Genomic DNA, 17,282 nt, shown 5'->3' on the forward strand with positions numbered 1-17,282 from the left:
TCACTGTCCGTCCTGCTGCGTACGGGAACGCAGTTCCCGACGGAGGATCTTCCCACTCGCCGTCTTCGGCAGCTCGGGCAGGATCTCCACCTGGCGCGGGTACTTGTAGGCGGCCAGTCTCTCCTCGCAGTACGCGGCGAGTGCGTCCGGGTCCGCCCCGGCGCCCGGCCGGAGGCTGATGTACGCCTTGACGGTCTCCCCGCGGTACCCGTCGGGCACGCCGACGACGGCCGCTTCGCGCACCGCCGGGTGGGTGTAGAGCACATCCTCCACCTCGCGCGGCCAGACCTTGAAACCGGAGGCGTTGATCATGTCCTTCTTGCGGTCGACGACGTAGAGCCACCCCTGGGCGTCCATGAAGCCGATGTCGCCGGTGCGCAGCTCGCCGCCGGGGAAGGTCTCGGCGGTGGCGTCGGGGCGGCGCCAGTAGCCGGGGACGACCTGCGGGCCGCTGACGACGATCTCGCCCTGCTCCCCGAAGGGCACCTCGGCGCCCTCCTCGTCGACGATCCGGACGACGCTCTCGGGTCCTGGCACGCCGACGGCGAGGGTCCCGGAGACCGGGTCGACCGGGGCCTCCAGGTGGGGCGGGACGGAGGCGCACGGCGCGGTGCACTCGGTGAGTCCGTAGCCGTTGCGGATGTACGGGCCGAAGCCCGCGCGGAACTTCTCCACCAGGGCGGGCGGCAGCGGGGCGCCGCCCGAGGAGATGTTCGCGAAGGAGGCGAAGTGCTCCCGGGTGGCGGCGGGGTGGGCGGCGAGGGCCATGAAGGCGGTGGACGGGCCGACCGTGTAGTGCGGCCGGTGCTCGGCGAACGCGTCGAGGACGACGCCCGCCTCGAAGCGGTACGCCAGGACGAGCGTCCCCACGCTGTTCAGACAGGCGCCCAGCTCGCAGACCATGCCGGTGATGTGGAACAGCGGCGCCAGCGCGAAGTAGACCGGCGCCTCGGGCAGGCCGAGCCCGGTGCGCTGCCGTTCGGCGTTGTACATGATGTTGCGGTGGGTGTTGGTGGCGCCCTTGGGTGTGCCGCTGGTGCCCGAGGTGTAGCTGATGAGCGCGGTGTCGCCGGGCTCCGGATCACGTCCGCGAGGAGCCTCGTGACCGGCGCGGGCCGCCTCCGTGAGGTCGTCGGCGTCGGTGGCGCCCGGCACCCGCTCGAACGTCAGCACGCGCGCGTCCCCATGGGTTTGGAAGTCCAACTCGCACCCCGTGAGCACGATCCGCACCGGCGAGTCGGCGGCCGTGTCGCGCAGGTACGACTCCCAGGCCCGGTCGGAGCAGATCAGCGCGGCCACCTCGCCGTCGCGCAGGACGTGGCCGACCTCGCCCGACTTGTACATGGGGTTGACCGGTACGACGACCGCGCCCGCCTTCCAGGCGCCCAGCAGCGCGAGCACGAAGTGCGGGGAGTTCTGGAGCAGGACCGCGACCCGCTCACCGCGCTCCAGGCCGCGTGCGGCGAGGTGCCCGGCGACGGAGTCGCTCAGCTCATCCACCTCGCGGTAGGTGAGGCGGCCGTCGAAGTAGGCGAGGAAGGCGCGGTCGGGCGCCTCGGCGGCGGCCCGGCGCAGCGCGTGCACCAGGGAGGCGTCCGGGTCGAGCGGCGCCTTCTGGACGTCGGTCAGCAGGCCCAGCCAGGGCTTTTCGGCGTAACGGGAGCCGGTCACCGGGCCGTCGCCTCCTCCCACTGCCGCTGGAGCCGGTTCATGCCGTGCAGCCAGCGGTCGGGCTCGGCGGCCCGCGCCTGGTAGTACTCGGCGACCTCGGGGTGCGGCAGGATCAGGAAGCGGTCCTCCTCGATGCCCTTGAAAAGGGCGTCGGCCACGTCCGCCGGCTCGATCGCGGTGGGCTGGAGCACCAGTTCACCCGCGCTGCCGCTCGCGGTGAGCATGTCGGTGCGCACCCCCTGCGGGCAGATGGCGTGCACCTTGATCCCGCGGTGGCGGTAGGTCAGGGACAGCCACTCGGCGAAGGCGTACGCGCCGTGCTTGGTGACGCTGTAGGGCGCGGCGCCGATCATGGTGAGCAGTCCGGCGGCCGAGACGGTGGAGACGAAGCGGCCGCTGCCGCCCTCCAGCCAGTCGGGGATCAGTTCGTGGGCCGCCCGCACATGGGCCATGACGTTGACGTCCCAGGCCAGCGCCCAGACGGACTCGTCAGCGGCCTCCGACCCCCCGGAGCCGACGCCCGCGTTGGCGCAGTACACGTCGACCGTGCCGCCAAGAGCCTCGCGGGCCTCGCCGACGATCGTCGAGGCGTCGCCGGGGACCGCGATGCCGCCGATCTCGTCGGCGACGGCCTTGGCCCGGCCGGCGTCCAGGTCGTTGACGACGACGCGGGCGCCCTCGGCGGCGAAGCGGCGGGCCAGCGCGGCGCCGATACCGCCTCCCGCCCCGGTGACGACGACTCCGGCATCCTGCACGGCTTCCACCATCGGTCTCCTTCGACGCGGCTCGGGCACTGCTCACTCCCCGTTGCAGCGCCAGACTAACCAGTCGGTATGTGCGACGGAAGGGGCGAACCGCGGTCTACTCCATTCCGCCCGGCCCGGGACGCGGGTTAGCGTGCGTGCACATGACACCCGCCGCGATCACGGAGGTCACCGCATGACGCTGTCCAGACGGAACCTGCTCGCCACGACGGCCGCGGTGGCGGCCGGCACCACCGCCGCCGCGGGCCCGGCCCAGGCGGCGCCCGCGGGGCACGGCGGCCGCAGACTGCGTACCGGCTTCGAGCGCCTCGCCGACGACGGCTACGCCCGGCTCGACGGGCAGAAGGTCGGCGTCGTCACCAATCCGACCGGCATCACCCGCGACGTACGCCACATCGTCGACGTCATGCACGCCGACGACCGCGTGAACCTGACCGCCGTCTTCGGCCCCGAGCACGGCTTCCGCGGCACCGCGCAGGCGGGCGGCTCCGAGGGCCGCTACGACGACCCGGCGACGGGGCTCCCCGTCTACGACACGTACCTGAAGAGCGGGCAGCCGCTCGCGGACGTCTTCACGGCGTCCGGCGTCGACACGGTCGTCTTCGACATCCAGGACGCCGGCGCGCGCTTCTACACGTACATCTGGACGCTGTTCGACTGCATGGAGGCGGCCGGGCTCGCGGGCAAGCGCTTCGTGGTCCTGGACCGGCCGAACCCGGTGAGCGGGCGGGCGGCCCTCGGCCCGATCCTGCACAAGGAGTTCGCGACCTTCGTCGGCCGGCAGCCGATCGCGCAGGCGCACGGCATGACGGTCGCAGAGCTGGCGCTGCTCTTCAACGGCGAGTTCCTTCAGTCCCCGGTGCCGCTGGAGACGGTGACGATGACGGGCTGGAAGCGCTCGGAGTTCTACGACGCCTCCGGACTGCCCTGGGTGCCGCCGAGCCCGAACATGCCGACACCTCAGTGTGCGCTGGTCTACTCGGGGACCTGCCTCTTCGAGGGCACGAACCTCTCCGAGGGCCGTGGCACCACCCGTCCGTTCGAACTGCTCGGCGCCGAGGGCGTCGACGGGAGCTGGGCCGCCGCCGCGAACGAACTCGGCCTGCCGGGTGTGCGCTTCAGGGAGGCGTATTTCGCGCCCACCTTCTCCAAGTTCCAGGGCAAGACCGTCGGCGGTGTGCAGCTCCATGTGCACGACCGGGAGGCCTTCGACCCGGTACGCACCGGAATCGCCCTCCTGGTGACCGCGAAACGGACCTGGGACGGCTTCGCCTGGCGCTCGGACAACTGGATCGACAAGCTCACCGGCTCCACGCAGGTGCGCACGATGATCGACGCGGGCGCGGACACCGACGCGGTGGTGGACGGCTGGGAGACGGAACTGGCGGCGTTCCGAAGGACACGCCGCCAGTACCTGCTCTACAGGTGACCGTGGTGCCGGCCGGTCACCGGTGGGAGTTGAACTCCACGACCTGCTGGTAGGTCGGCCGGTTCTGCCAGCTGATGCCGCCGTGTTTGATGCCGCCGAGGGTGCGGTGGATGACCGAGTCGGCGCACCACTGGTCGCCCGCCGAGCAGTTGTCGTCGCCGGGATAGACCTGGGCGGCCGTGCGGCCCGCCGCCTCCTTCAGGGTGGAGACCAGGGTGTCCCGGCAGGCGGCGAGGTTACCGTCGCCGCAGTACGTGTGCGCCGGCGGGCCCTTGACGGACTCGCCGAGCACCGCCCGGATGTCCTTGTCGACATAGCTCCACCAGCCGTACTGGAAGGCGCTGCCGGCGTGGGCGCCGGTCGGGCCGTGGGCGGCGGACGGTGACTCGTCGACGGGCAGGTTGCGGGCGAAGGCGGTGTACAGGTCGCTTCCGAGACCGGGTTCGAACTCGGCCTTCACCAGCAGCGGCCACCAGGCGTCCAGGGTGCGGATCGCATCGGCGTGGGCGTACTTCTTGGAACCCGCCGAGGTCTCCGTGCGCAGGCCGCCCGCGGACAGCCACGCCTTGAGCCCGTCCACGGCCTCCTTGGCGGCCGGGTCGGTCACCGGCGCGGACTCGACCACCTTCAGCAGGTCGGGGACGACGTCCTCGGCCCGCAGGTCGGCGAGGGCGGCCTCGGCCATGGCCTTCACCAGCGCGGTGCGGGTGACGCCGCCGTCGGCGACCAGCTTCTTCACGCGGTCGTCGAGGAGGTTGCCGCGGTGGACGGAGCCGTTGCCCCAGGACGCGGCCGGGTAGTCCTTGGCCTGCTTGTTGTTCCAGGAGACGTAGTAGTCCTGGTCGACCGACTGCGGGTGGGCGGACGCGGCGGTGTACCGGGCGGTGTTGTCGGCCGGGTCCCAGCCCTGCCACTCGTACGCCTGCCGTGCCCAGACCGGGAACTCGGCGTCGACGTCGTTCGCCCGTACCGGGTTGTCGCCGCTGTTGTAGTACGCGGTGTGTTCGGAGTCGGCGTAGAACCAGTTGAAGGTGTAGTTGATGTGCTGGACGGCGCCCTGGAAGCGCTCGGGGCCGTTGAGGTAGTCCGGGTCGTTGAGCATCTGGAAGCCGATGATGGAGTCGGCCTCGTGCAGGTAGGAGGAGCGCAGGGTGGTGTAGGCGACCTTCTTGCCGCCGACCGTGGCGCGGTACTCGACCGGGCCGTACTTGGTGCGCCACACGCGCATCGTGTAGGAGCCGGCCGCGGTGGAGTCGGCGACGGTCGGCTTCCAGGAGTTCTGGCGCTCGACCTTCTCCATCGGCGTGCAGGTGCCGCGGTAGAGGTAGTGGTGGTCGTCCTGGCACAGTTCGACCGCGTAGGTGTCGATGATGTCCTGGCCGGAAGTGGTGGCGCTCCACGCGTAGTCCTGGCCGCGGCCGAGTTCGACGTACATGCTCAGGCCCGCGAAGGAGGCGCCGCGGGCGCTGATGCCGGGGCCCTGGATCTCCTGGAGCATGAGGAGCTGCGGCGCGAAGTAGCCGGTCTGCGGGCCGAAGACGGCGACCGGGTGGCCGCTCGCGGTGTGTTCGCCGCTGACGACGAGGGCGTTGGACATGCCGCGTCGCGCCGAGGTCATGGCCGTGTCCGCCGCCTTGGTGGAGGCGCCGGTCGCGCTCGCCGCGCCCGCGCTGCCCGTACGGTCGTACACCAGCGGCTCCGCCTCGACGGACCCGGCGTTGGGCAGGGCGCGGCCCTGCGGGTCGTCCGGCGTGGGCAGGTACGGGAAGCTGCCGTCGTGCTGGGTGAGGACGGCCTCGGGGTCGTTGCGCTGGCGGAAGGACTCCCAGACCTTCGTGCCCTCGGCGACGCCGTACTTCTCCTGGGCGGCGAGGAGGGAGAGGGCGTTGTTGACCTCGCCGCCGCCCCCGGCGCCGAAGAGGGAGCCGATGACGGAGGCCAGCGCGATCAGGTCGGCGCGCTTGAAGCGCTCGATGGTGCCGGCGTTGGTGATGGCGTCCTTGTGGCCGGTCAGGACGTACTCGCCGGGGAAGTAGCGGCCCTTGTCGGAGGCGTCGATGTAGGCGTTGACGCCGGCGACGTAGGCGTCCACGTCGGCCAGGGCCAGCTCGCCGCGCTCACCGGCCTTGGCGGCGGCGCTCTCGATCTGCGCCTCGAGGTCGTCCTCGGTGTACGGGGCGCTGCGCCAGAACTGCTGTTCCAGTCCCTGGTTCGCGGGGGCGCCGCCGGCGAAGGGGGTCAACTGACCTCGTCCGACGTGCCGGAAGAGGTCCATCAGCCACAGCCGGTCCTGGGCCGCCGCGTAGCCGGCGCCGAACTCGGTGCCGTAGCGGGTGGTGCCGGTGATGTGCGGCACACCGGTCTTCTTGTCGCGGACGATGGTCACGTCGTCGCGTCCTGCGGGGCGGACGGTGGAGGCGACCTGGCCGGCGGGGACGCCGAAGGACGCGTCGTTGAAGAAGTCGTTGATCTTGTCGTTGCTGAGGCCGGAGTAGCCGGTGGCGAGGTTCGCGTAGGGGCCGAGCTGGTCCTCGGCGTGCGCGGGCTGGGTGCCGAAGGCCTGGTTGAGGAGGATCTGGGCGAGGGTGGCGTTGCCGTTCTGGCCGGGCGGCAGGATGTCGGAACACTGCCCGCCGCAATGGTCGTTGGCGACGGTTTGTGAGGCCGTGACCTCTGCGGTCTCGTTCCCGGCGGCCATCGCCGGGGAAAGCGGTGACAAAAGTCCGGCAATGAGGGCGCATACGGATGCGGTCTTCAGGAACCCGTGGAAGCCGCGGGGAGTTCTCAGTCTGTCGAGGGCGTTGCGTGGGGTGCGCCGTGGCATGGCAGCTCCTCCCGACGGGGGTGTGGCGGGACGTTACCGCCGGTATCCCCGAGTTGGAAGATGAACATGCGTCACTTTTTGGAACGGGTGGATCTGCTTATGGCGGGCATCGGAAATCGGATGGAGCCGAATCGCCTGTCGATACGTCTATTCGGCGACGTCTGTACGACGACGCCGAAGTGACCCGAGTACAGGTGCAGGTGTGACGGAGGTGCAGGGCGATGGCCGGTTTCCGAAGTCTGGCGAGACAGGTCCGCGATCCACGGTGCGACCTGGCGCTGCGGCGCTATTCGCTGCGCAAGTGCCTTGAGCGTTTTGCCCCTTATGGGCACAGGGCGACCTGGGACCATCTCTGCTCCCGGGCCGGATTCGGTCCCGAGGACCGCTCCCCCGACCCAGCGCGGCTCGTGGCCGCACTGGAGGAGCTGGAGGAGGCGCGTTCGGTGTGGCTGGCCTACGAGGTCGAGTTCGCCGAGCGCCGCAGGAAGGAGAAGCACGACGGGCTGCGCAGTCCGGGCAGTGTGGACGACTGGCACCGGCTGACCTGGGGCGGTTTCGGTGTGGCCTGGTGCGACGACCCCCGGGTCCACCCCGACGGACCGCTGGCGGAGGTGCTGCGCCGGCTGATCTCGGCGCTCGAGCGTGAACCGGGGTCGGTGTGCCCGGTGTGCGACGGGGAGCGCCTCGTCTGGACGTACGACCTGGACCACGAACCCTCGACGGGCCCCGTCTGCGCGGACTGCGGAATCCTCGTGCCGCGGCCCGTCCTCACCCCCGACGCGCCGGTGGACGCCCGGCGGAGCCGGTTGCTGATGTCGGCGTAGCCGACCGCGGGGGTGCGCCGGGGATGCCGTACCCCCGACGGCCACGGGCCGGCGGGCGTTGTCAGTGGGGCACGGCACCATGGGGGGATGGTGCAACTGTGTGCGAACGGGGCCCGCGGGGCCGCCGACGGTGCGGTGGTGCCGCTGTCGCCGGAGGCGCTCGCCGACTCCGTGGCCGCGGCGGTCGCCGCCGGAGCCACGGACGTCCACGTCCACCCGAAGACGCCGTGCGGACAGGACACGTTGTCGCCGCGCGTGCTCGCCGCCACGCTGGAGGCGATACGGGCACGGGTGCCGGCGTCGGTGCCGGTCGGCGTCACGACGGGTGCCTGGGCCGAGCCCGACCCGGCCGCCCGGGTGGCCCGGGTCCGGAGCTGGTCGGTGCTCCCCGACCACGCGTCGGTCAACTGGCACGAGCCCGGCGCCGAGGAGATCGCCGCCGCGCTGCTGGAGCGCGGGGTGGGTGTCGAGGCCGGCATCTGGTCCGGCACGGACGGGGCGGACCTGTTCCTGCGCTCACCGCTCGGGCCCCGGGTGCTGCGGGTCCTGGCGGAGGTCACGGACACCGGCCCGGCGACCGCTCCCGACTCGGCGCGCACCCTGCTCACCGCTCTCGGCACGGCCCACGGCCGCCCCGTCCTGCTCCACGGCGAGGATGCCGGCGCCTGGCCGGTCCTGCGCCTGGCCGGCCGGCTGTGCCTGGCGACCCGCATCGGCCTGGAGGACACCCTGCTCCTCCCGGACGACCGCCACGCCGCCTCCAACGCCGACCTGGTCGGCGCGGGGGTGCAGGAGTGGACGTCGGCACGACGGGAGGCGGGGCGTGATCGGATGGGGGGTTGAGCGAGTGGCCCTCGACAGGGCGGGACGGGCCTCGGCGCGGCACGACGGGGTGTGACTCGACGGAGCAGGGTCGGGCGGGACCGGCAGGCAGGACGGCACCCGACCGACGCGGGCACGACGAAGCAAGACCCTGCAGCGGCACGACGGGTGTGACCCGGGAGGGGCACGACGGAGCGCGGTCGGGCGGGGCAACGACCGGGCGAGACCCAGCAGGAGCAGGACGGCACCCGCCCCGACACCGGCACGACGAAACGCGACCCGGGAGGAACACGACGAGCGTGACCCGGAAGAGCACAACGGGCGTGACCCGGGAGGGGCGCGGCGGAGGGTGGTCGGGGTCGGGGCACCGAGACGTCAGTCGCAGCACTCCGTCTCACGGTCGCGGGTGGGGCTCGGTCGCTTGGGGCGGGTGGTGGGCTCACGGCGCTCGACCATCAGGCGCGAGCCCGCGCGGCGTTCGCCGAAGGCGTCGTCGGGGTTGGACAGGACGCAGGTGTCCAGGGACAGGCAGCCGCAGCCGATGCAGTCGGTGAGGTGGTCGCGGAGCCGGTTGAGCTGCTTGATGCGCTCGTCCAGTTCGGAGCGCCAGGACTCGGAGAGCCGGGCCCAGTCGTCGCGGGTGGGCGTGCGCCCCTCCGGCAGTTCGGCGAGGGCCTCGCGGATCGTGGCCAGCGGGATGCCGACCCGCTGCGCCGCACGGACGAAGGCGACCCGGCGCAGCGCGTCACGGCTGAAGCGGCGCTGGTTGCCCGAGGTGCGGCGACTGCTGATCAGGCCCTTGGACTCGTAGAAGTGCAGGGCGGAGACGGCGGCGCCGCTGCGTGCGGCGAGCTGGCCGACGGTGAGCTCGTGAATCTTCTCGGGAATCTGAGGCACCTCTCGAACCCTACCGATCCGCCCCGGTCACTCGTCCGGTCCGTTGACACGGGCCTCGCGGGCCACCATGCTAAGCAGTCGCTTAGGGTAGTTCGACATGGGAGGCCGGGACATGGCAGAGCCGAGGATCTTCACGTCCGCCGACGAGGTGAAGGCGGCGGTGGGCGAGCAGCTGGGGTACACCGACTGGCTGGAGGTCGACCAGAAGCGGATCGACCTGTTCGCCGAGGCGACCGGCGACCACCAGTGGATCCACGTGGACCCGGAGAAGGCCGCCGCGGGCCCGTTCGGCACCACGATCGCGCACGGCTATCTGACGCTGTCGCTGCTCCCGCTCTTCGGGCCGCAGCTGATCCGGGTCGAGGGCGTGAAGATGGGCGTCAACTACGGGACCAACAAGGTCCGTTTCCCCTCCCCCGTCCCGGTCGGCTCGCGGCTGCGCGCCACGGCGGCGATCACCGGCGTCGAGGACGTCACGGGAGGCATCCAGGTGAGCGTCGCCTTCGTCGTGGAACGTGAGGGCGGCGACAAGCCGGTGTGCGTCGCCGAGTCCGTCTCGCGCTACTACGTCTGAGCCGCGCCGGTCCGGTCCCCGGCCCCCACCATCCTCAGGACGAGGTCGGCGTAGAGCGCGCCGACCTCCTCGGGCGTCCGAGGGCCGTTCACGTTGAACCAGCGGGCCACGTCGATGCAGAGCGACAGCACGGCGAGCGTCGTGCCCTGGAGGTCCACGACCTCGAACTCGCCCGCGGCCACGCCGTCCTCGATGATGCCGCGCACCTCGGCGTCGCACTGCCGGCGCAGCGCGACGATCTCGGCACGGGCGTCGGGCCCGAGCGCGTCCAGCTCGTACTGCACCACCCGCGCGGTGGTGCGCCGCCCGGCGTGCCACCGTACGAAGGAACTCACCGCGTCGGCGAGCCGCTCCGCGGCGGTGCCCTCGCCCCGGGCCGCGGTGCGCAGGATGGCGAGCGCCCGGTCGTGGCCGATGCGGCTGATGCGGTGGAGCAGCTCTTCCTTGGTCTTGTAGTGGATGTAGAGCGCGGCCGGGCTCATGCCGGCCCGTCCGGCGATGTCGCGGGTCGTGGTCGCGTGGTACCCGCGCTCGGCGAACGCCTCCACGGCGGCGACCAGGAGTCGCCGGGCCGCGTCAGGCGTGACCTCTTCCCACGGCTCGATGTCGCCGCCCGTCGTCTCGGCCGCCGTACTCATCGCTTGTTCGCCCCTCTCGGTGACAGGAGCACCACCATACCGCCGAAGCTGAGCGGGCGCTTAGCGTGGGGCGTGCGGCCCGGCGGGCGCGCCACCGCGCTTTTCGAACGGGTCGTGTTCGACGAGGAGCTTGTCCAGTCTGGCCTGGTCGACGCGGCTCACGATCTGGACGACCTCCTGCCGGTCCCGGATGATCTTGGCCAGGGTGAAGGCCGAGGTGACGAGGTACAGGACGGCGATGGCGAGGAAGGCACGCACCCAGGCGTCGGCCTGGAGGCGGTAGATGCCGATGGCGGTGGCGGCCATGGCCACCGAGAAGGAGGCGACGGCCTGCCCGTAGAAGGCGGCGGTGTTCTGCTGCTTGACCGGTGTGTCACTCATGGGGACAAGGGTCGGCGGATGTGGCCGAGGCCACATCCGCCCGGATACTCAGTCGGGGTACTCAGAACGCCGAGACGCCGGTCAGCGCACGCCCGATGACCAGCTTCTGGATCTGGCTGGTGCCCTCGTAGAGGGTCATCACGCGCGCATCGCGCAGCAGTTTGCCGGCCGGGTACTCGTCGATGTAGCCGTAGCCGCCGAAGACCTGGAGGGCGTTGTTGGCCGCGCGGACGGCGGCCTCCGAGGCGAACAGCTTGGCCTTGGAGGACTCGACGGTGAAGGGCTGCCCGCGGTCGATCAGGTCGGCGACCCGCCAGGTCAGCAGGCGGGCCGCGTCCACGTCGAGGGCGATGTCGCTGATCAGCTCCTGCACCAGCTGGTGGTGGGCGATGGTCTTCCCGAACTGCTCGCGCTCGCCCGCGTACCGCACGGCGGCGTCCAGGGCGGCCTGGGCTATGCCGACGCAGCCCGCCGCGACCGACATCCGCCCCTTGGCGAGGGCCGACATGGCCACCGAGAAGCCCTTGCCCTCGGGGGCCAGCATCGCGGAGGCGGGGACGCGGACGTCCTCGAGGACCAGTTCCGCGGTGGCCTGGCCGCGCAGCCCGAGCTTGCCGTGGATGGTGCGGCGGGTGAGGCCGGGGGTGTCGGTGGGCACGAGGAAGGCGGAGACGCCCTTGTGGCCGGGCGCGTCGGTGGAGCGGGCGAAGAGCAGCACGACGTCGGCCCAGGTGCCGTTGGTGATGAACATCTTGGTGCCGTTGACGACGTACTCGTCGCCGTCACGCACGGCGCGAGTGGACAGGTTCCCCGCGTCCGACCCGGTGCCGGGCTCGGTGAGGCCGAAGCAGCCGACGTACTCGCCGGAGGTGAGTCCAGGCAGCCAGCGCCGCTTCTGCTCCTCGTCGCCCCAGGCGGCGATGGTCTTGGCGACCAGACCGAGGGAGACGGACACGATCCCGCGCACGGAGCTGTCGCCGCGGCCCAGTTCCTCGGTGACCAGGCAGTACGCGAGGTGGTCGCCGCCACTGCCGCCGTACTGCTCGTCGACGGTGAGCCCGAGGAAGCCGACCTCGCCGAGCTTCTTCACCACGGACCGGTCCACCTCCTCGGCGCGGTCCCAGGCGATGACGTGCGGGGCGATCTCGCGCTCCACGAAGTCCCGCGCGAGCTGCCGGACGGCGCTCTGCTCCTCGCTGAGCTCCAGATTCATGCCGAGTCACCCCACAGAAGACGGATCTTGAACGGCGCACCTTTAAATTAGCACTGCTAGTTTAAAGTCGCAGCCCTACTATGTGCGCCATGGCCCGACCGCGCAAGCCCCTGCTCAGCACCGACCGGATCGTCCAGACGGCCCGCGCGCTGGTGGACGCGGAGGGCCTCGCGGCCGTCTCCACGCGCCGGTTGGCGGCGGAGCTGGGGGTCAGCGGGCCCTCGCTCTACAACCACTTCCGTACGAAGGACGAGATCCTGGAGGCGGTCGCCGACTCGGTGAGCGCGCAGGTCGACCTGTCGATGTTCGAGGACGGCCGGGAGTGGCGGACCGCGCTGCACGACTGGGCCGTCTCCTACCGGGCGGCCCTGCGCGACCACCCCAACATCGTCCCGGTGCTGGCCCACGGCCCCGGCCGCCGCCCGGCCGCGCTGCACCTCGCGGACGCCGTCTACGGCGCGATGGTCGCGGCGGGCTGGCCGCCGCCCCAGGCCACGTCCATCGGCGCGCTGATGCGGTACTTCATCATGGGCTCGGCGCTCGGTTCCTTCGCCGGGGGCTTCGTGGACGACGCGGGCGCCTACGACCCCGCCGACTACCCGCACCTCCAGCAGGCGCACCTCCTGGCCGAACAGCAGGAGAAGATCGACGAGCGGGCCTTCGAGACCGGCCTGACGGCGCTGCTGGACGGGCTGGCGCAGCAGTACGCGCAGGTGGCGCAGGGCGCCTGAGGACACTTCGGCGGCCACCGAACGATGCGTGGCGCATCCTGGGAGGCATGACCGAGAGGGACGCCGAAGCGCCCGGGCTCGCACGGCTGGCCGGGCTGATCGCGGACGAGACGCGCGCCGCCTGCCTGCTCGCGCTGCTGGACGGGCGGGCGTGGACCGCCGGTGAGCTGGCCCGGCACGCCGGGGTCGCCGCGTCGACGCTGAGCGAGCACCTGGGCAAGCTCGTCGCGGGCGGGCTGCTCACCGAGGAACGGCAGGGGCGGCACCGGTACGTGCGGCTGGCCGACGAACGGGTCGCGCAGCTGGTCGAGGACCTGGCCGCGCAGGTCGCGCCCCAGGCCGCGGCGCGGCGCCCGCGTACGCTGCGGGCGTCGAGCGCCGGGTCGGCGATGGCCCGGGGGCGCACCTGCTACGACCACCTGGCCGGACGGCTCGGCATCGCGGTCACCGACGCGCTGACCGGGCGCGGGCTGCTGCGCCAGGACACCGGCTTCGCGCTCACGGACGCGGGTCTCGGCTGGTTCGACGCCGCCGGAATCGCGCTGAAGCCCACCGGGCGCAGGCCGCTGGCCCGGGCCTGCCTCGACTGGACCGAACGCCGCCCCCATCTCGCGGGCGTCGCGGGCGCGGCCCTGTGCCGGCACGCCCTGGACACGGGCTGGTGCGTGCGCATCGGCTCGGAGCGGGCGGTGAAGGTGACACCCGCCGGCGAGCGGGCGCTGTCCGAACTGCTGGGCATCGATGCGGCGGTGCTGCGCTGAACACCGCTTCCAGCACGGGATCCCGGTCCGAAATCCGCCAGCGCGAGCACCCGCGCGCTGCCTAGCCTCTGGAGCATGATGAGCACCGCCCGCACGCCCCGTCCCGCCCCCACGCGCCGTCCGGAACTGCTCGCGGCCGGTGCGGCCACGGTCACCGTCGTCCTGTGGGCCTCCGCCTTCGTCTCGATCCGCAGCGCGGGCGAGGCGTACTCGCCGGGCGCGCTGGCGCTCGGGCGGCTTCTGTCGGGCGCCCTGACGCTCGGGGTGATCTGTCTGCTGCGCCGGGAGGGGCTGCCACCGCGGCCGGCCTGGCGGGGGATCGCGATATCGGGGCTGCTGTGGTTCGGCTTCTACATGGTCGTCCTGAACTGGGGCGAGCAGCAGGTGGACGCCGGCACGGCCGCCCTCGTGGTGAACGTCGGCCCGATCCTCATCGCGCTGCTCGGCGCCCGGCTGCTGGGCGACGCACTGCCGCCCAGGCTGCTGGCGGGGATGGCGGTGTCGTTCGCCGGTGCGGTGACCGTGGGGCTGTCGATGTCCGGCGAGGGCGGGTCCTCGCTGTTCGGGGTGGTGCTGTGTCTGCTGGCCGCCGTGGCGTACGCGGGCGGCGTGGTCGCGCAGAAGCCCGCGCTGGGGCACGCGAGCGCCCTTCAGGTGACGACGTTCGGGTGCCTGGTCGGGGCGGTGCTCTGCCTGCCGTTCACGGGGCAGTTGGTGCACGAGGTGGCCGGAGCGCCCGCCTCGGCCACGCTCAACATGGTGTACCTGGGCGTGTTCCCGACCGCGCTGGCCTTCACGACGTGGGCGTACGCCCTGGCGCGTACGACCGCCGGTCGCATGGGCGCGACGACGTACGCCGTGCCCGCCCTGGTCGTCCTGATGTCCTGGCTGGCCCTGGGCGAGGTGCCGGGGCTGCTCACCCTGGCGGGCGGCGCGCTGTGCCTGGCGGGCGTGGCGGTGTCGCGGTCCAGGAGGCGCGCGGACCCCGCGGTACGGGAGCGGGTTGGGCCCGCCCCGGAACCGCGGCGCGAGGACGCCGGGCAGGCCTAGGAGCCGCCCGCCCCGCCGCCACCACACGCCCGGGAGGCGACGAACGCCCGGACGGTATGACGGACGGCGCCCCGCCGGGCGGGGGAGCCCCCGCCGAACCCGACACAGGACCAACGCCCCCCACCCGGCGTTGCGGATGACGGGAGCCGCCCGACGGGCCGGGTCCTAGAACACCACCAGCGCGCGTCCTCCCTTGCCCGCCAGCATGTTCTCGAAGGCCGCCGGGATGCCGTCCAGGGCGATGCGCTCGGTCACCAGGGCGCCGAGGTCGAGGCGGCCGGCGCGGACGTGTTCGGCGAGGACCGGGAGGTCGCGGGCGGGGTCGGCGTTGCCGTAGACGCAGCCGGTCAGGGTGCGGCCCCAGTGGAAGATCTCCAGGGCGTTGAAGGTGACCTGCTGGTCCTTGCCGCCGATGCCGACGACCGTGGTGCGGCCGCCGCGCCGGGTGGATTCCCAGGCCGTGCGGATGGTGACCGCGCGGCCGACGCACTCCACGGCGACGTCGACGCCCTGTTTGCCGGTGAGGGCGCGGATCTCGCGGGCGGTGGTGTCGGAGGCGACGACGTAGTCGGTGGCGCCGGCCGCGCGGGCCAGTTCCTCCTTCTCGGGGGACACGTCGACCGCGACGATCTTCGAGGCGCCCGCGATCCGGGCGGCCTGGAGAGTGGCGAGGCCCACTCCCCCGACCCCGAAGACCGCGACGGTCTCGCCCTCGCGGACCTTCGCCGAGTGGTGCACGGCGCCGTAGCCGGTGAGGACGGCGCAGCCGAGCAGCGCGGCGTCGGCGAGCGGGATGCCGTCCGGGACGGGCAGGACGCAGTCGGCGTGCACGACCGTCTCCTCGGCGAACGCGGCGACGTTCAGCCCGGGGTGCAGGTCGGTGCCGTCGTCGGCGCGGCGGGCGTGCACGTTGGCCGCGCCGGTCAGGGCGTTCGCGCACAGCCACACCTCGCCCAGCGAGCAGGCGTGGCAGGCGCCGCAGGACGGGGCCCAGTTGAGGACGACGTCGGCGCCGGGCGCGACGTGGGTGACGCCCTCGCCGACGGCGACGACGGTGCCGGCGCCCTCGTGGCCGAGGACTGCGGGCAGCGGCACGCGCATGGTGCCGTTGGACAGGGACAGGTCGGAGTGGCAGACCCCGGCGGCGGCGAGCCTCACCCGGACCTGGCCGGGGCCGGGCTCGGGCAGCTCGACCTCGGTGATCTCCAGCGGGGCGCCTACGGCGGGTACGACGGCGGCGCGGACAGCGGTACGGACGGCCATGACGTGGCAACTCCCCTGGCTAGAACTGGAGGGACTTGGTCTGGAGGTACTCGGCGAGGCCGTGCGCGCCCAGCTCGCGGCCCACGCCCGACTGCTTGTAGCCGCCGAAGGGCGCCAGCGGGTTGAAGCGGCCCCCGTTGATGTCGACCTGCCCGGTGTCCATCCGGCGGGCGAAGGCGACCGCCTCGGCCTCCTCGCCGGCCCAGACGGCGCCCGCGAGGCCGTAGACCGTGCCGTTGGCGATCCGCAGGGCCTCGTCCTCGTCCTCGTAGCGGAGGATGGACAGGACCGGCCCGAAGATCTCCTCCTGGGCGATGGTCATCCCCTCCGTCACCTCGGCGAAGACCGTCGGGCTGACGAAGTACCCCTGCTCGCGCGGGGCTTCGGGACCGCCCGCGACTAGGCGCGCGCCCTCGGCGACGCCCTTCTCGACGTACCCGCGCACCCGCTCCTGCTGCTTGGCGTTGACGACGGGGCCGATCCGGTCGCCGTACTTGGCGGCGGCCGCGGCGGCCAGCTCCACCGCTTCGTCGTACTGGTCGCGGTGGACCAGCATGCGGGTCCAGGCGCTGCACGTCTGACCGGAGTTGGACATGACGTTGGCGACGCCGACGTTGACCGCCTTGGCGAGGTCGGCGCTCGGGAGGATCACGTTGGCGGACTTGCCGCCGAGTTCGAGGGCGACCCGCTTGACGGCCGCGCCCGCGGTGGCGCCGATCCGGCGGCCCACGGCGGTGGAGCCGGTGAAGGAGACCAGGTCGATGCCGGGGTGTTCGGCGAGGGCCTGGCCGGCGACCGGGCCGAGACCGGTGACCAGGTTGAAGACGCCCGCGGGAACTCCTGCCTCGTGCACCGCCTCGGCGAAGAGCTGCGCGACGAGCGGGGTGTCCTCGGCGGGCTTGAGCACGATCGTGCAACCGGCCGCGAGCGCCGGGGCGACCTTGGCGACGATCTGGTGGAGCGGATAGTTCCAGGGGGTGATGGCGCCGACCACGCCGACCGGCTCGTGGTGGACGACGGAGTTGCCGACCTTATCCTCGAACGCGTACGTCGCCGCCAGCTCGGCGTAGGAACCGGCGACCGCGATGGGGGCCCCGGCGTGCACGGCCTGCGAGAACTTCAGCGGGGAGCCCAGCTCGGCGGTGACCGTCTCGGCGATCTCGTCCTTGCGCGCCACCAGTACGTCCCGCAGGGCGGCCAGCCGCGCGGCGCGCTCGGCGGGCGGGGTGGCGGCCCAGCCCGGCAGGGCGGCGCGGGCGGCCCGTACGGCGGTGTCGACGTCCAGGGCGGTGCCTGCGGGGACCTTGCCGATCACCTGCTCGTCGGCCGGGTTCACGACGTCGATCGTGTCCCGGCCGTCGGCGGGGCGCCAGGCTCCGTCGATGTACATGCCGTCGTGTGCCTTCATCGCGTTCCTTCCGGGCAGGCCTCGTCGTCCGG

The 17,282-nt window shown here is 72.5% G+C and carries 16 protein-coding genes; 7 read left to right on the top strand and 9 right to left on the bottom strand.

From position 1 onward, the window contains the following. Together ACGH7X_RS08430 and ACGH7X_RS08435 are read right to left on the bottom strand one after the other, a co-directional pair. On the bottom strand, nt 1–1,671 hold the full coding sequence (locus ACGH7X_RS08430; RefSeq protein WP_399883164.1) for a class I adenylate-forming enzyme family protein: 1,671 nt from the start codon (nt 1,669–1,671) through the stop codon (nt 1–3). Beyond that, nucleotides 1,668–2,438, bottom strand: coding sequence for an SDR family oxidoreductase (locus ACGH7X_RS08435; RefSeq protein ID WP_399883166.1), 771 nt, complete (start codon nt 2,436–2,438; stop codon nt 1,668–1,670). The genes ACGH7X_RS08430 and ACGH7X_RS08435 overlap by 4 nt, the downstream gene beginning before the upstream one ends. Before the next feature lie 172 nt (nt 2,439–2,610). Here ACGH7X_RS08435 and ACGH7X_RS08440 point away from each other — a divergent pair, with 172 nt between their 5' ends. Next, the gene (locus ACGH7X_RS08440) at nt 2,611–3,864 is read left to right on the top strand and encodes an exo-beta-N-acetylmuramidase NamZ domain-containing protein (RefSeq protein ID WP_399883167.1); all 1,254 of its coding nucleotides are present in this window, start codon (nt 2,611–2,613) and stop codon (nt 3,862–3,864) included. A gap of 16 nt (nt 3,865–3,880) precedes the next feature. Here ACGH7X_RS08440 and ACGH7X_RS08445 read toward each other — a convergent pair whose 3' ends face one another. Continuing rightward, entirely contained in the window at nt 3,881–6,688 is a 2,808-nt protein-coding gene (locus tag ACGH7X_RS08445) for a penicillin acylase family protein (protein ID WP_399883168.1), read from the bottom strand. Between the two features lie 221 nt (nt 6,689–6,909). Between ACGH7X_RS08445 and ACGH7X_RS08450 the strand changes: the two genes are divergently transcribed. Both ACGH7X_RS08450 and ACGH7X_RS08455 read left to right on the top strand, forming a co-directional pair. Further along, entirely contained in the window at nt 6,910–7,512 is a 603-nt protein-coding gene (locus ACGH7X_RS08450) for a hypothetical protein (RefSeq protein ID WP_399883170.1), read from the top strand. A gap of 87 nt (nt 7,513–7,599) precedes the next feature. Further along, on the top strand, nt 7,600–8,355 hold the full coding sequence (locus ACGH7X_RS08455) for a 3-keto-5-aminohexanoate cleavage protein (RefSeq protein ID WP_399883172.1): 756 nt from the start codon (nt 7,600–7,602) through the stop codon (nt 8,353–8,355). Nucleotides 8,356–8,709: 354 nt separating this feature from the next. Here ACGH7X_RS08455 and soxR read toward each other — a convergent pair whose 3' ends face one another. After that, the gene (soxR, locus tag ACGH7X_RS08460; RefSeq protein ID WP_399883174.1) at nt 8,710–9,231 is read right to left on the bottom strand and encodes a redox-sensitive transcriptional activator SoxR; all 522 of its coding nucleotides are present in this window, start codon (nt 9,229–9,231) and stop codon (nt 8,710–8,712) included. Between the two features lie 112 nt (nt 9,232–9,343). On the opposite strand from soxR, the gene ACGH7X_RS08465 reads away from it, so the two are divergent. Then, entirely contained in the window at nt 9,344–9,805 is a 462-nt protein-coding gene (locus ACGH7X_RS08465) for a MaoC family dehydratase (RefSeq protein WP_399883176.1), read from the top strand. Here ACGH7X_RS08465 and ACGH7X_RS08470 read toward each other — a convergent pair. The 3 genes from ACGH7X_RS08470 to ACGH7X_RS08480 all read right to left on the bottom strand — a co-directional run bounded on the left by ACGH7X_RS08470 (nt 9,796) and on the right by ACGH7X_RS08480 (nt 12,037). Continuing rightward, the gene (locus ACGH7X_RS08470) at nt 9,796–10,443 is read right to left on the bottom strand and encodes a TetR/AcrR family transcriptional regulator (protein WP_399883178.1); all 648 of its coding nucleotides are present in this window, start codon (nt 10,441–10,443) and stop codon (nt 9,796–9,798) included. The two genes, ACGH7X_RS08465 and ACGH7X_RS08470, sit on opposite strands and share 10 nt — an antisense overlap. A gap of 60 nt (nt 10,444–10,503) precedes the next feature. Continuing rightward, nucleotides 10,504–10,824 carry a YiaA/YiaB family inner membrane protein gene (locus ACGH7X_RS08475; RefSeq protein ID WP_399883180.1) on the bottom strand — a complete coding sequence of 107 codons (321 nt, stop codon included), beginning with the start codon at nt 10,822–10,824 and terminating at the stop codon, nt 10,504–10,506. 61 nt (nt 10,825–10,885) lie between these two features. Then, a complete protein-coding gene (locus ACGH7X_RS08480) occupies nt 10,886–12,037 on the bottom strand; it encodes an acyl-CoA dehydrogenase family protein (RefSeq protein WP_399883182.1) in 1,152 nt (383 codons plus the stop codon). Nucleotides 12,038–12,126: 89 nt separating this feature from the next. On the opposite strand from ACGH7X_RS08480, the gene ACGH7X_RS08485 reads away from it, so the two are divergent. The 3 genes from ACGH7X_RS08485 (at nt 12,127) to ACGH7X_RS08495 (ending at nt 14,579) form a co-directional block, all read left to right on the top strand. Further along, nucleotides 12,127–12,768: a TetR/AcrR family transcriptional regulator gene (locus tag ACGH7X_RS08485; protein ID WP_399883184.1), complete on the top strand. Its 642-nt coding sequence runs from the start codon at nt 12,127–12,129 to the stop codon at nt 12,766–12,768. 47 nt (nt 12,769–12,815) lie between these two features. Beyond that, nucleotides 12,816–13,529, top strand: a complete 714-nt coding sequence (locus ACGH7X_RS08490) for an ArsR/SmtB family transcription factor (protein ID WP_399883186.1) — start codon at nt 12,816–12,818, stop codon at nt 13,527–13,529. 75 nt (nt 13,530–13,604) lie between these two features. Next, nucleotides 13,605–14,579: a DMT family transporter gene (locus tag ACGH7X_RS08495; protein ID WP_399883188.1), complete on the top strand. Its 975-nt coding sequence runs from the start codon at nt 13,605–13,607 to the stop codon at nt 14,577–14,579. Nucleotides 14,580–14,744: 165 nt separating this feature from the next. On the opposite strand, the gene ACGH7X_RS08500 is transcribed toward ACGH7X_RS08495, so the two are convergent. Next, complete coding sequence (locus tag ACGH7X_RS08500) at nt 14,745–15,842, bottom strand: Zn-dependent alcohol dehydrogenase (RefSeq protein ID WP_399883190.1); 1,098 nt, start codon at nt 15,840–15,842, stop codon at nt 14,745–14,747. Between the two features lie 19 nt (nt 15,843–15,861). Continuing rightward, nucleotides 15,862–17,250: an aldehyde dehydrogenase family protein gene (locus tag ACGH7X_RS08505; RefSeq protein WP_399883192.1), complete on the bottom strand. Its 1,389-nt coding sequence runs from the start codon at nt 17,248–17,250 to the stop codon at nt 15,862–15,864. Nucleotides 17,251–17,282: the final 32 nt, after the last annotated feature.

It is taken from the genome of Streptomyces sp. BBFR51 (genome assembly GCF_044591655.1).
Lineage (GTDB): Bacteria > Actinomycetota > Actinomycetes > Streptomycetales > Streptomycetaceae > Streptomyces.

Coding starts and splice junctions, on each gene's coding strand:
- ACGH7X_RS08435 (WP_399883166.1), bottom strand. CDS start 2,438: ATGGTGGAAGCCGTGCAGGATGCCGGAGTCGTCGTCACCGGGGCGGGA.
- ACGH7X_RS08440 (WP_399883167.1), top strand. CDS start 2,611: ATGACGCTGTCCAGACGGAACCTGCTCGCCACGACGGCCGCGGTGGCG.
- ACGH7X_RS08445 (WP_399883168.1), bottom strand. CDS start 6,688: ATGCCACGGCGCACCCCACGCAACGCCCTCGACAGACTGAGAACTCCC.
- ACGH7X_RS08450 (WP_399883170.1), top strand. CDS start 6,910: ATGGCCGGTTTCCGAAGTCTGGCGAGACAGGTCCGCGATCCACGGTGC.
- ACGH7X_RS08455 (WP_399883172.1), top strand. CDS start 7,600: ATGGTGCAACTGTGTGCGAACGGGGCCCGCGGGGCCGCCGACGGTGCG.
- ACGH7X_RS08465 (WP_399883176.1), top strand. CDS start 9,344: ATGGCAGAGCCGAGGATCTTCACGTCCGCCGACGAGGTGAAGGCGGCG.
- ACGH7X_RS08470 (WP_399883178.1), bottom strand. CDS start 10,443: ATGAGTACGGCGGCCGAGACGACGGGCGGCGACATCGAGCCGTGGGAA.
- ACGH7X_RS08475 (WP_399883180.1), bottom strand. CDS start 10,824: ATGAGTGACACACCGGTCAAGCAGCAGAACACCGCCGCCTTCTACGGG.
- ACGH7X_RS08480 (WP_399883182.1), bottom strand. CDS start 12,037: ATGAATCTGGAGCTCAGCGAGGAGCAGAGCGCCGTCCGGCAGCTCGCG.
- ACGH7X_RS08485 (WP_399883184.1), top strand. CDS start 12,127: ATGGCCCGACCGCGCAAGCCCCTGCTCAGCACCGACCGGATCGTCCAG.
- ACGH7X_RS08490 (WP_399883186.1), top strand. CDS start 12,816: ATGACCGAGAGGGACGCCGAAGCGCCCGGGCTCGCACGGCTGGCCGGG.
- ACGH7X_RS08495 (WP_399883188.1), top strand. CDS start 13,605: ATGATGAGCACCGCCCGCACGCCCCGTCCCGCCCCCACGCGCCGTCCG.
- ACGH7X_RS08500 (WP_399883190.1), bottom strand. CDS start 15,842: ATGGCCGTCCGTACCGCTGTCCGCGCCGCCGTCGTACCCGCCGTAGGC.
- ACGH7X_RS08505 (WP_399883192.1), bottom strand. CDS start 17,250: ATGAAGGCACACGACGGCATGTACATCGACGGAGCCTGGCGCCCCGCC.